Below are 12,403 nucleotides of genomic sequence, written 5' to 3' on the forward strand. Positions count from 1 at the left end.
AGGCCCAAAAAGCCAAAATATCCCTTAAAAAACAATGCCGGTCACCTTAAGTGACCGGCATTAGGCTGCCAGGCAGCCTCTTTAGTCATACGGAATTTCTGAGGATTATTTATCCTGCGCAGAGACTCCGGTACGGGTCGCGCTATTGTCTTTACCAAATCTGCGACGAACCACCACAAAGAAGACAGGCACGAGGAAGATAGCCAGACAGGTTGCCGTCACCATACCACCGATAACGCCGGTACCTACAGCATTCTGAGATCCGGAGCCGGCACCGGTACTGATAGCCAGTGGCAGAACCCCCAGGATAAAGGCCAGCGAGGTCATCAGAATCGGACGCAGACGCATACGGACCGCTTCAAGCGTCGCTTCCACCAGACCTTTGCCTTCTTTATCCATCAGGTCCTTCGCAAACTCGACAATCAGGATGGCGTTTTTCGCCGACAGACCGATGGTGGTCAGTAAGCCCACCACAAAGTAGACGTCGTTACTCAGTCCTCTCAGGGTCGTGAATAACAGAGCACCGACAATACCCAGTGGAACAACCAGCATTACCGCAAACGGTATCGACCAGCTTTCATACAGTGCTGCCAGACACAGGAACACGACAATCAGGGAAATGGCATACAATGCCGGCGCCTGGTTACCGGACATCTGTTCCTGATAGGACATCCCGGTCCACTGATAGCCAATTCCGGCCGGCAGTTTCGACGCCAGTTGTTCCATCAGTGCCATGGCTTCCCCGGAGCTTTTACCGGCGGCAGGCTGGCCCAGAATCTCCATAGATGGCAGACCATTATAACGCTCCAGACGTGGAGAACCGTATTGCCATTTCGCTGTGGTAAAGGCAGAGAACGGCACCATCTGATCGTTACTGTTACGCACATACCATTTATTGATATCCGAAGGCAGCATACGGGCATCGGCTTCACCCATCACGTACACCTTCTTCACACGTCCCCGGTCGATAAAGTCATTGACGTAGGAGCCACCCCAGGCGGCGCCCAGTGTGGTGTTGATATCAGAGATGGACACACCCAGAGCCGTCGCTTTTTCCTGATCGATAATCAACCGGTATTGCGGCGTATCTTCCAGACCGTTAGGGCGGACACCGGTCAGGACATCAGGATGCTGCGCGGCCATTCCCAGAAGCTGGTTTCTGGCCTCGGTCAGTTTCTCGTGTCCCAGGTTTGCCTGGTCTATCAGTTCAAAGTCGAACCCTGTCGCATTACCTAATTCGATAATTGCCGGCAGGTTGAACGGAATGACGAAGGCATCTTTAATCTGCCCCAGTGCGGCCATAGCACGCCCTGCAATCGCGGGTACCTTGTTGGCACTGCCGGTACGTTCATCCCAGGGTTTCAGACTGACGAAGGCAATACCGGTATTCTGACCGCGTCCGGAGAATCCGAAACCATTCACGGTGAAGACCGAATTGACATTGTCCTTCTCTTTGGTCAGGAAGTAATTCGTCACCTGATCCAGCACTTTCTGGGTACGCTGCTGAGTTGCCCCTGCGGGTAATTGCGCCTGAGCTAACAACAGCCCCTGGTCTTCATCCGGCAGGAACGAGGTCGGTAGCCGGGCAAACAGGAAGACCATTGCCACGACAATCGCCAGATAGATCACCAGATAGCGACCGGTACGACGGATGATGTGGCTGACACAAGTCACATAGTGATTGGTGCTTTTTTCGAAGATACGGTTAAACCAGCCGAAGAAGCCTTTAGTTTTGCCGTGATCGCCGGGCTTCAGCGGTTTCAGAATGGTCGAACACAATGCCGGAGTCAGGATCAATGCCACCAGCACAGAGAGTACCATTGCAGAAACGATGGTGACGGAGAACTGGCGGTAAATCACCCCGGTGGATCCGCCGAAGAAAGCCATCGGGATGAAGACAGCAGACAGGACCAGAGCGATACCGACCAGGGCTCCCTGAATCTGCTCCATCGACCGTTTGGTGGCTTCTTTCGGCGACAGATTTTCTTCTGCCATCACACGTTCAACGTTTTCCACCACCACGATGGCATCATCGACCAGCAATCCGATGGCGAGTATCAGCCCGAACATCGTGAGCGTGTTTATCGAATAACCCAGCGCATTGATAATGGCAAACGTACCCAGCAAGACAATCGGTACCGCAATGGTCGGTATCAGTGTCGCGCGCAGGCTCTGCATAAACAGATACATCACCAGGAACACCAGCACGATGGCTTCAAACAGCGTTTTGACCACTTCGAAAATAGAAATCTTAACGAATGGCGTGGTGTCATACGGGTAAACAACTTTCAGTCCGTGCGGGAAAAACGGCTGGAGCTTAGCCAGCTCTGCTTTCACCGCCGTGGCGGTATCCAGTGCGTTGGCACCGGTCGCCAGCTTAATCCCCAGGCCTGCTGCAGGTTTTCCGTTAAAGCGCGCGATAACATCATAGTTTTCGCCGCCCAGTGCCACTTTAGCGACATCGCCCAGGGTCACTTTGGAACCGTCGGTGTTAACTTTCAGCAGGATTTTACGGAACTCATCGACTGAAGTCAGACGGGTCTGAGCGATGATAGAAGCATTCAGCTCCTGGTCACTGACCTGCGGACTGCCGCCCAGCTGACCGGCGGCGATCTGATTGTTCTGCGCTTTAATCGCAGTAATCACATCGACCGGCGTCAGGCCATAGTTATCCAGTTTTGCTGGGTCCATCCAGATACGCATTGCATACTGTGCACCAAACAATTGAGTATCACCTACCCCCGGGGTACGGCTGATAGGATCTTTAATGTTGGAGGCCACATAGTCGGCAATATCATTCTGGTCCATGCTGCCGTCATCGCTGACAAAGCCTGCAACCATCAGAAAACTGCTGGAGGATTTTTCGACACTGATCCCTTGCTGCTGGACTTCCTGTGGCAGAAGCGGGGTTGCAAGCTGCAACTTGTTCTGCACCTGAACCTGCGCAATATCCGGATCAGTCCCGGCGGCAAAGGTCAGCGTAAGCTGCAATGTACCGCTGGAATCACTGCTGGATGACATATACAGCAAACCGTCAATCCCGTTCATATTTTGTTCTATGACCTGGGTAACGGAATCCTGCAGGGTTTTTGCATCTGCGCCCGGGTAGCTTGCCTGGATCTGTACTGCCGGAGGAGCAACGTCAGGATATTGCTCGATCGGAAGTTTCAGAATCGACAACGCGCCCGCCAGCATGACAATGATGGCGAGTACCCATGCAAAAATCGGGCGTTCGATAAAGAACTTAGCCATGGATCACTGGCTCCTGTTAAAACGATAATTTTGCGGACAGTTATTGCGCATTGCTGCTACCGGAATCAGGAGTAACCTCTTCCGGCGTCACGCTGGCACCCGGCTGGGCACGCTGCAGACCGACAGTAATGACCCGATCACCGGATTTAAGTCCGCTTGTCACCAGCCATTGATTACCGATTGCCTGAGAAGCATCCACCTGGCGTAACTCAACTTTATTATCGCTGCCGACCACCAACGCTGTCGCCTGACCTGTCGGCGTCCGGGTGATCGCCTGCTGAGGCACCAGCAGTGCATCCGGGTTGGTCCCTTCATCCAGTTTTGCGCGAACAAACATGCCCGGTAACAGGCTATGGTCCGGATTAGGAATAATGGCACGCAGGGTAATGGAGCCGGTGGTCTGGTCCACGGTGACGTCGGAAAACTCCAGTGTCCCGGTCTGATTGAACGGTTGCCCGTTATCCATAATCAGCGTGACTTTGGCTTTGCCCTGAGTCTGTTTTAACTGACCGGAAGCCAGCTCGGAACGCAGACGCAGGAACTGATCGCTCGACTGAGTGACATCGACATACATCGGGTCCAGCTGCTGAACCGTTGCCAGCGCAGTGGTCTGAGCATTCTGGACCAGCGCACCTTCGGTCACCGCCGATTTGCCAATCCGGCCGGAAATCGGGGAAGTCACTTTGGTGTAGGCCAGATTGATGCGGGCAGTTTCGACACTGGCTTTCGCTGACTGAACGGCGGCATTGTTCTGCGCGGCAGTGGCGACGGCAGTATCATATTCCTGTTCGCTGATATAGCGGGTTCCGAGCAGAGGTTTATAACGACGAACCGTTAAATCGGCAATACGCGCGTTTGCCTGAGCTTTAGCTAAATCACCCAGCGCACTGTCGTAAGCGGCCTGATAGGTGGCCGGGTCAATCTGATATAACGATTGTCCCGCCCGGACATCACTGCCTTCTGCAAAATTACGTTTCAGGATGATGCCGGAGACCTGGGGGCGAACTTCAGCCACCCGGTATGCCAGGGTACGGCCGGGAAGCTCAGTCGTCATAGCCAGCGGCTGAGCTTTTAATGTGACGACGCCTACTTCGGGGGGCTGCTGCTGGCCCGATTGCTGCGTTTTATTGTTATCACATCCGGTGAGTGCGACGCTCCCGGAAAACATCAGGATGGCCGCCAGAGGTGACAATCCTCTGTTTTTTTTCATAAATAAACCTCTAATATCCGGAATTTATCTGGCCACTGTTCTTAAAAAAGGGGCAGTGGCTGTGTAATTACACAAGCCATGATATGATACATATATACATGAATGTATGTAAATCCTTATATCGCCTGTACAACGGCGTATGACCCGTGATCTGACTAAGAACCATTTATATGGCACGAAAAACCAAACAGCAGGCACTTGAAACCCGTCAACAGATACTCGATGCTGCGATCCACTGCTTTTCTACCCGGGGTGTTTCTTCAACCTCGTTGTCAGATATTGCAATCCGGGCGGGTGTGACACGAGGTGCTATTTATTGGCACTTTAAAAATAAAATAGACATTCTTAATGAAATCTGGCTGCAGAGTGATGAGTGTCTGGATAAGCTCGAACTGGAATATCAGAACCAATATCCGGATGACCCCATGGCACAAATCCGTGCCTTACTTGTGTCACTGCTGCAGTCGACGGTGAGAGACAGTTCCCGAAGAGCATTAATGGAAATTATATTCCATAAATGCGAGTTTGTCGGAGAAATGGAAACATTCCAAAAAATCCAGCAAGACATGTTATTAGAATGTTATCCGAAGGTCGAAAGTACATTAAATAAATGCATTGCTGCCGGTCAGCTCCCCGAAAAACTTAATACCCGACAGGCCGCGATTATGATGCGCAGTTATATCAGTGGCCTGATGGAGAACTGGTTATTTACACCCACTGGTTTTGATTTAGAAAATGATGCCGGGCCACTGGTTGATGCTTTTATGGATATGTTGCGCTTAAGCCCGGTACTGCGGAAATAATACCGTCTGAATAAGACAGTAATTAGTCAGCAGCAGAAAGAGGCTGTTCATTTTTCAGTTTGGCAATATAGTCCTTTCTGACAATTTCCAGCGCTTCCAGTACCACCCGCGGAGAAAGCTGGTTTTGTTCTAAAAGCATAATTAAATCAACAGCGAGTTTAACCTCTTCAGGTGCGGTGTCCAGCGACATAACGTTAACCTGTTCTGCCAAAAAGTGATTTACCTGTATGTGCGGTCAGCGCCAGGCTGACCGCATTAAACCAGAGATAACATTGACTGCCGTTGGCCTGCAAGAAAAAACGGGAATTTCCGAAGGTTAGGGAGCGGGCGCCGCATTAATTCACCCGCTGATCTTACCGGGGCCTGGTTAATTGTGCAGAGTGGTTTGCCAGTGCGTCTCTTTCAGCGCCAGCCGACAGCGCGCCAGACGCTGTTCAAGGATCCGCAGTTTTTCACCAATCTCCTGCTGTTGCTGCAATGTCCCGGCCGTGGTTAATTGCTGTTCGTGTTGCAGCAGCATCTCATTCAATCGCGCTTCATAACCCAGTTGCTGCTGATAAAGGTGCCGCCAGTAGCCTGCCGTCCCCTCAGGCAGGGCCCGGCGTCTGCCTGCCGTCGCCAGTTCCCGCTGCAGGGCCTGACACTGGGCTGCCATTTTTTCCGTCAGCCAGAGAAATGCCGGAGAGGATGCCGATTCAAACTGATGCAGTTTATCGAGCGACTGCTCTGTCTGCTGCAGATAGCCGGTCAGTGTCGGGCCGGAGACCGGAAAAAGTGTATTATCGAATCGTTTCTCCCTGCATGCCGGATCACCCGCCCGGGCGATTTGCTGCTTTAATTGCGCAATTAACATTGCAAACTGGCGGATAATTTTATCTCTGTTCATTGCAGAACCTGTATTGATAGTACGGTATGAGTAATACGGTAGTGATAACGTGGCCGCCTGCCGAAGGGCGCTCATAGTGCCTGAACTTCCCCCGGCATACCCTGCGGCAACCGTCAGATAAACGGTTTTGCAGGGCAGACTGAGTGCTGTTCTGAGTGAATCAACCCCTGACAGACAGAATAAAAAGGCAGAAGTCGGGGTCTGAGGTTGCAATTATTTTGTAGTTTGCTTAGATTTGTCGGTTTTCCTACGCAGTTCCTATCCGTTTTCCTGTCGGCTGTCATCCTCCACAGAGGTTCCGGGCCGGCAGCGGGCTGCGTGTTACTAAGAATTTACCAGGCATACCATTATGAGCGTAACTGAGCAACAGCTTGAATCCATTAAGAATAGCATCAAAAGTGTTCCCGATTATCCGAAACCCGGGATCCTTTTCCGTGATGTTACCGGACTGCTGGAAGATGCAAAAGCATATTCAGCGACCATTGAGATACTGGTCGAACGTTATCGTAATAAAGGCATTACCAAGGTTGTCGGGACGGAAGCCCGTGGATTTTTATTCGGGGCGCCGGTGGCATTAGGGCTGGGCGTTGGATTTGTTCCGGTTCGTAAGCCAGGTAAATTACCTCGTGAAACCTTCAGCGAAGCCTTCAGTCTGGAATACGGCACCGATGTTCTGGAAATGCACACCGATGCGGTGAAACCAGGCGATGTGGTGCTGGTGGTTGATGATCTGTTAGCGACCGGTGGCACCATCGAAGCAACAGTGAAGCTTATTCGTCGTGCCGGGGCAGAAGTACATGATGCCGCGTTTGTGATCAATTTATTCGACCTCGAAGGCGAAGCCCGTCTGAAGGCTCTGGGACTGGAATGTTTCAGCGTCGTTAACTTCCCGGGCCACTAAAACAGGCCGTTCCCGCCTGACCCGCCACCTCATCTAAATAGATAGGCAACAGGTCAGGCGGCTGATACACTGAACCCTGTGTTTGTTGGCCCTTTTTGTATCAATAGGTTGCGACAAACGCACCGGGATGCAGAGACGCATATCAGATGCGCTGTATGATGTTTTAACCCCAATCCAGTGACTAAATTTCCATGAGTTATCAGGTTCTCGCGCGAAAATGGCGACCACAGGTTTTTGCTGATGTTGTCGGCCAGCAACATGTTCTCACCGCGCTGGCCAATGGTTTGTCATTGGGCAGACTTCACCATGCTTACCTTTTTTCAGGCACGCGGGGTGTGGGTAAAACCACTATCGCCCGGCTACTGGCTAAAGGCCTGAATTGTGAGCAGGGGATCACGGCCACACCCTGTGGTCAGTGCGAAAATTGCCGTGAAATCGAGCAGGGACGTTTTGTTGATCTGATAGAGATCGATGCCGCCTCCCGGACTAAAGTCGAAGATACCCGTGACCTGCTGGATAACGTGCAATACGCGCCGGCCCGTGGGCGTTTCAAAGTCTATCTTATCGATGAAGTCCATATGCTTTCGCGTCACAGCTTCAATGCGTTACTGAAGACGCTGGAAGAACCTCCCGAACACGTCAAATTTTTACTGGCCACGACCGATCCGCAAAAACTACCGGTCACCATTCTGTCCCGCTGTCTGCAATTTCATCTGAAAGCGCTGGATGTCCCGCAGATCAGTCAGCAACTGACCCATATTCTGGGCGAAGAGCAGATAGACGCTGAACCCAGGGCCGTGCAGCTGTTAGCCCGTGCAGCGGAAGGCAGCCTGCGTGATGCATTAAGTCTGACCGATCAGGCCATTGCGATGGGGCAGGGGGCAGTGACGGCCGACACGGTGTCTGCCATGCTGGGCACCCTGGACAACGACCAGCCGCTGGCACTGATAGAGGCCCTGGCCACCGGTGAGGGTGATTCGGTGATGTCCTTACTGCAACAGGCCGCCAGCCGTGGCGTAGAATGGGAAGCCTTACTGGTTGAGATGCTACGTTTACTGCATTGCATCGCCATGTTGCAGTTATTGCCGTCTACCCTGGATGAAGAATTCCTGACGCACGAACAACAGTTACGTGAACTGGCGAGAAAACTGCCGCCTGAAGAGATCCAGCTTTACTACCAGACGTTGCTGGTCGGCAGAAAAGAGCTTGCTTATGCACCGGACCCTCGAATGGGGGTTGAGATGACCTTACTGCGTGCGCTGGCTTTTCATCCGCTGGCTGACATTAAAGAGCCGGTGACCGGCAGTTTGCCGCAACCGGCGGCCGACCCGATCGCGAAGCCACAGAGCGCACCGGCACCGGCAGCCCCGACTGCCCGGCCAGCGCCTCAGCCTGCGGATAACAGTGCGGTAGCCGGTTCCACCAGTCAGTTATTGCAGGCCCGTACAGAGTTATTACGGCGGGGGGCCTCAGCCTCAAAAAAGACTGAGCCGGCGGTGCCCACCGCGCAGCCGGCGCAGAGTGCCCTGCAGCGACTGGCCTCAGTAACAGAAAAAGTCGTCAGGAAAACGTCGAAAGAGAGTGATCCGGACGCAGGGAATGCCACCCGACAGGAACGTTATCGCTGGAAAACCCGGCAGCCGGAAACGACAGAAGCCGAACCGGTGGCGACCCCGAAAGCACTGCGTACGGCGCTGGAATATGAAAAAACACCAGAGCTTGCCGCCAGACTCGCGGAAGAAGCGAAACTCAGGGATGCCTGGGCGAACGAAATAGCGCAGCTGAATTTACCGAAACTGGTACAGCAGCTGGCGCTGAATGCCTGGAAGCAGCAGGAGGGAACACGGGTTCACCTGCATTTACGTTCGGCGCAGAAACATCTGAATTCCGCGTCCGCAAGGCAGGTACTGACGGAGGTTTTATCGGCGGCGGCAGGTGAAACAGTTGAACTGACCATTGAGGCAGACGATAATCCCGCAGTGCTGACACCGCTGGAATGGCGGCAGGCGATTTATGAAGAAAAACTGGAGCAGGCGCGCCAGTCAATCGTCGATGATCCGCATATCCGGGCAGTACAGAAGTTATTTGATGCCTCTCTGGATGAAGAGAGCATACGACCCGTTTAAACATGCTGCAGGTCATCATCGGGATGGCTGTGGCCTAAGCAGAGAGAGAAAACTATGTTTGGTAAAGGTGGTCTGGGCAACTTAATGAAGCAAGCCCAGCAAATGCAGGACAAAATGTCTCAGGTTCAGGAAGAGATCGCGGCAATGGAAGTGACCGGTGAATCCGGTGCCGGTCTGGTGAAAGTGACCATTAACGGTGCTCACAACTGCCGCCGTGTGGAAATCGACCCGGGCCTGATGGAAGACGATAAAGATATGCTGGAAGACCTGGTGGCCGCCGCTTTTAATGACGCTGCCCGTCGTATTGACGAAGCGCAGAAAGAGAAGATGGCTTCAGTTTCTTCCGGCATGCAGCTGCCTCCTGGCTTTAAGATGCCTTTCTGATGCAGACAAGCCCGTTGCTGGAAGCCCTGATGGAATCACTGCGTTGTTTGCCCGGAGTCGGGCCGAAATCAGCGCAGCGCATGGCTTTCCACTTACTACAGCGTGATCGCAGCGGCGGTATGCGCCTGGCACAGGCGCTGACCCGCGCGATGTCGGAGATCGGCCACTGTTCTCACTGCCGGACCTTCACCGAGCAGGAGATCTGTACTATCTGTGCCAATCCCCGCCGTCAGCAAAATGGCATCATTTGTGTTGTCGAAAGCCCTGCGGATATCCACGCTGTTGAACAAACCGGGCAGTTTGCCGGTCGCTATTTCGTATTGATGGGGCACCTTTCTCCTCTGGACGGAATAGGACCGGCAGATATCGGGCTGGATACGCTGGAACATCGCCTGCAGGATGAAACGATCCGTGAAGTGATTCTGGCGACCAATCCGACGATCGAAGGCGAGGCAACCGCCAACTATATTGCCGATTTATGCCGTCAGTATGGTGTCGACGCCAGCCGGATTGCTCACGGTGTGCCGGTGGGCGGAGAGCTGGAAATGGTGGACGGTACCACGTTATCCCATTCTCTGGCCGGACGGCAGAAGTTCAAATATTAATCCCCTGCTGATGTTTTTTCTGAACATCAGCTTGAAAACTTTCCTTTCACCCCCATCTCCTGTATCGACATGAATTAATACTGATTTTCTTGAGGTATCAATGACGATGAAAGGACAAGAGACACGTGGTTTCCAGTCAGAAGTGAAACAACTTTTGCAACTGATGATCCATTCACTCTACTCAAATAAAGAGATCTTTTTACGTGAGCTTATCTCGAATGCGTCCGACGCCGCAGATAAACTCCGTTTCCGTGCGTTATCTGATTCCGGCCTGTATGAAGGCGACGGTGAATTACGCGTTCGCCTGTCGGTGAATAAAGAGCAACGCACTCTGACTCTGAGTGATAACGGCATCGGTATGAGCCGTGAGGAAGTTATTGAAAACCTTGGTACCATCGCAAAATCCGGGACCAAAGCGTTTCTGGAATCTATGGGATCTGACCAGGTTAAAGACAGCCAGTTGATCGGCCAGTTTGGTGTCGGATTCTATTCAGCTTTTATTGTTGCGGATAAAGTGACCGTACGTACCCGTGCTGCAGGCGCTCCGGAAAGTGAAGGGGTGTTCTGGGAGTCGGCCGGTGAAGGTGAATATACCCTGGCGGACATCGACAAAGCTGAGCGTGGCACCGAAATTACCCTGCACATGCGTGAAGGGGAAGATGAGTTCCTCGATACCTGGCGCGTCCGTAACATCGTCAGCAAGTATTCTGACCATATCGCCTTGCCGGTGGAAATTGAAACCAAAGACGAAGACAGTGAAACCACCCACTGGGAAAAAGTGAACAAAGCCCAGGCACTGTGGACACGTAATAAGTCAGAAATCACCGACGAAGAATATAACGATTTCTATAAGCATATCGCCCATGACTTCACTGACCCGTTGATCTGGAGCCATAACCGCGTTGAAGGTAAGCAGGAATACACCAGCCTGCTGTATATCCCGGCGCAGGCCCCGTGGGATATGTGGAACCGTGATCATAAACATGGTCTGAAACTGTATGTGCAGCGTGTCTTTATCATGGATGACGCTGAGCAGTTTATGCCGAATTATCTGCGTTTTGTTCGCGGACTGATCGATTCGAATGATCTGCCACTGAACGTTTCGCGTGAAATTCTGCAGGACAGCCGTATCACGCAAAGTCTGCGCGGTGCGCTGACCAAACGTACGCTGCAAATGCTGGATAAACTGGCGAAAGAGGATGCAGCGAAATACCTGCAGTTCTGGAAAGCATTCGGTCTGGCCCTGAAAGAAGGACCGGCGGAAGATGCGGGTAACGTTCAGGCGATCGCCAAATTACTGCGCTTTGCTTCCACCCATAATGACAGCTCTGAACAGACGGTAACGCTGGAAGAGTACATCAGTCGTATGGCCGAAGGTCAGGAAAAGATCTATTACATCACGGCGGATAGCTATGCCGCGGCAAAGAACAGCCCGCATCTGGAACTGTTCCGTAAGAAAGGCATCGAAGTACTGTTACTGTCTGACCGTATCGATGAATGGATGATGAGCTATCTGACAGAGTTCGATGGCAAATCGTTCCAGTCCGTCAGCAAAGCAGACGATTCGCTGGATAAGCTGGCCGATGAAGAAACCGCGGAACAGAAAGAAAGCGAAAAAGCCCTTGAGCCGTTTGTTGATCGTGTAAAAACCCTGCTGGGTGAGCGCGTGAAGGATGTCCGTCTGACACATCGTCTGACTGATACCCCGGCCATCGTGGTGACCGATGCCGATGAAATGAGTACCCAGATGGCGAAGCTGTTTGCCGCTGCCGGTCAGGAAGCGCCGGAAGTGAAATATATCTTCGAAATCAACCCGGAACATACACTGGTGAAAAAAGCCGCTGAGGCGACCGATGACAGCCAGTTTGCTGACTGGGTTGAACTGTTACTTGATCAGGCGCTGTTTGCTGAGCGCGGAACACTGGAAGATCCTAACCAGTTTATCCGCCGCATGAACCAGCTATTACTGGCGTAATCGCCGCAGGTGAGTGCAGCATGTTAACGGGGCCCGCATTTGCGGGCCTTTTTTATCTGTCTGTATCATCTGAGGGGGCGGTGATCTCCGCGGCGATACGTCGTTGTCCGTTCCATAAACTTAATAACAGGCTTACCGGCTCTCTTTCGGTGCCTGTCGGGCATTTACAGCGATTAAGGCTGGCCTTTCCTTGTGGAGCGCCGGACATAATGGTATGTTTTTGCACTTCTCAGGATTATTAAACGCGATTCGCAAGAGGTA

10 protein-coding genes are annotated in these 12,403 nt (G+C 52.5%); 6 read left to right on the forward strand and 4 right to left on the reverse strand.

The features are described 5' to 3' along the window. Positions 1 to 105 precede the first annotated feature (105 nt). Both ABD035_RS11970 and ABD035_RS11975 read right to left on the reverse strand, forming a co-directional pair. Positions 106 to 3,252, reverse strand: a complete 3,147-nt coding sequence (locus tag ABD035_RS11970) for an efflux RND transporter permease subunit (RefSeq protein WP_212714309.1) — start codon at positions 3,250 to 3,252, stop codon at positions 106 to 108. A 40-nt stretch (positions 3,253 to 3,292) separates the two neighbouring features. Then, positions 3,293 to 4,462: an efflux RND transporter periplasmic adaptor subunit gene (locus tag ABD035_RS11975; protein ID WP_343870437.1), complete on the reverse strand. Its 1,170-nt coding sequence runs from the start codon at positions 4,460 to 4,462 to the stop codon at positions 3,293 to 3,295. 170 nt (positions 4,463 to 4,632) lie between these two features. Between ABD035_RS11975 and acrR the strand changes: the two genes are divergently transcribed. Next, positions 4,633 to 5,265, forward strand: coding sequence for a multidrug efflux transporter transcriptional repressor AcrR (gene acrR / locus ABD035_RS11980; protein WP_343870439.1), 633 nt, complete (start codon positions 4,633 to 4,635; stop codon positions 5,263 to 5,265). A gap of 22 nt (positions 5,266 to 5,287) precedes the next feature. Here acrR and rsmS read toward each other — a convergent pair whose 3' ends face one another. Then, positions 5,288 to 5,455: a pleiotropic regulatory protein RsmS gene (gene rsmS / locus ABD035_RS11985; RefSeq protein WP_343870441.1), complete on the reverse strand. Its 168-nt coding sequence runs from the start codon at positions 5,453 to 5,455 to the stop codon at positions 5,288 to 5,290. 177 nt (positions 5,456 to 5,632) lie between these two features. Beyond that, a complete protein-coding gene (priC, locus tag ABD035_RS11990; protein WP_343870443.1) occupies positions 5,633 to 6,151 on the reverse strand; it encodes a primosomal replication protein PriC in 519 nt (172 codons plus the stop codon). 349 nt (positions 6,152 to 6,500) lie between these two features. Here priC and apt point away from each other — a divergent pair, with 349 nt between their 5' ends. The 5 genes from apt to htpG all read left to right on the forward strand — a co-directional run bounded on the left by apt (position 6,501) and on the right by htpG (position 12,142). Continuing rightward, complete coding sequence (gene apt / locus ABD035_RS11995; RefSeq protein WP_343870445.1) at positions 6,501 to 7,052, forward strand: adenine phosphoribosyltransferase; 552 nt, start codon at positions 6,501 to 6,503, stop codon at positions 7,050 to 7,052. A gap of 191 nt (positions 7,053 to 7,243) precedes the next feature. Then, positions 7,244 to 9,178, forward strand: coding sequence for a DNA polymerase III subunit gamma/tau (gene dnaX / locus ABD035_RS12000; RefSeq protein ID WP_343870447.1), 1,935 nt, complete (start codon positions 7,244 to 7,246; stop codon positions 9,176 to 9,178). A 54-nt stretch (positions 9,179 to 9,232) separates the two neighbouring features. Continuing rightward, on the forward strand, positions 9,233 to 9,562 hold the full coding sequence (locus ABD035_RS12005) for a YbaB/EbfC family nucleoid-associated protein (RefSeq protein WP_212714316.1): 330 nt from the start codon (positions 9,233 to 9,235) through the stop codon (positions 9,560 to 9,562). After that, on the forward strand, positions 9,562 to 10,167 hold the full coding sequence (gene recR / locus ABD035_RS12010) for a recombination mediator RecR (protein WP_212714317.1): 606 nt from the start codon (positions 9,562 to 9,564) through the stop codon (positions 10,165 to 10,167). Before ABD035_RS12005 ends, recR begins: the two co-directional genes overlap by 1 nt. A gap of 106 nt (positions 10,168 to 10,273) precedes the next feature. Continuing rightward, positions 10,274 to 12,142 carry a molecular chaperone HtpG gene (gene htpG, locus ABD035_RS12015; protein WP_343870450.1) on the forward strand — a complete coding sequence of 623 codons (1,869 nt, stop codon included), beginning with the start codon at positions 10,274 to 10,276 and terminating at the stop codon, positions 12,140 to 12,142. Positions 12,143 to 12,403: the final 261 nt, after the last annotated feature.

It is taken from the genome of Tatumella terrea (genome assembly GCF_039523755.1).
Lineage (GTDB): Bacteria > Pseudomonadota > Gammaproteobacteria > Enterobacterales > Enterobacteriaceae > Tatumella > Tatumella terrea.

Excerpts from the sequence above, each read along its gene's own strand:
- acrR (WP_343870439.1), top strand. The coding sequence starts at position 4,633 with ATGGCACGAAAAACCAAACAGCAGGCACTTGAAACCCGTCAACAGATA.
- ABD035_RS12005 (WP_212714316.1), top strand. The coding sequence starts at position 9,233 with ATGTTTGGTAAAGGTGGTCTGGGCAACTTAATGAAGCAAGCCCAGCAA.
- htpG (WP_343870450.1), top strand. The coding sequence starts at position 10,274 with ATGAAAGGACAAGAGACACGTGGTTTCCAGTCAGAAGTGAAACAACTT.
- apt (WP_343870445.1), top strand. The coding sequence starts at position 6,501 with ATGAGCGTAACTGAGCAACAGCTTGAATCCATTAAGAATAGCATCAAA.
- recR (WP_212714317.1), top strand. The coding sequence starts at position 9,562 with ATGCAGACAAGCCCGTTGCTGGAAGCCCTGATGGAATCACTGCGTTGT.
- priC (WP_343870443.1), bottom strand. The coding sequence starts at position 6,151 with ATGAACAGAGATAAAATTATCCGCCAGTTTGCAATGTTAATTGCGCAA.
- ABD035_RS11975 (WP_343870437.1), bottom strand. The coding sequence starts at position 4,462 with ATGAAAAAAAACAGAGGATTGTCACCTCTGGCGGCCATCCTGATGTTT.
- dnaX (WP_343870447.1), top strand. The coding sequence starts at position 7,244 with ATGAGTTATCAGGTTCTCGCGCGAAAATGGCGACCACAGGTTTTTGCT.
- ABD035_RS11970 (WP_212714309.1), bottom strand. The coding sequence starts at position 3,252 with ATGGCTAAGTTCTTTATCGAACGCCCGATTTTTGCATGGGTACTCGCC.
- rsmS (WP_343870441.1), bottom strand. The coding sequence starts at position 5,455 with ATGTCGCTGGACACCGCACCTGAAGAGGTTAAACTCGCTGTTGATTTA.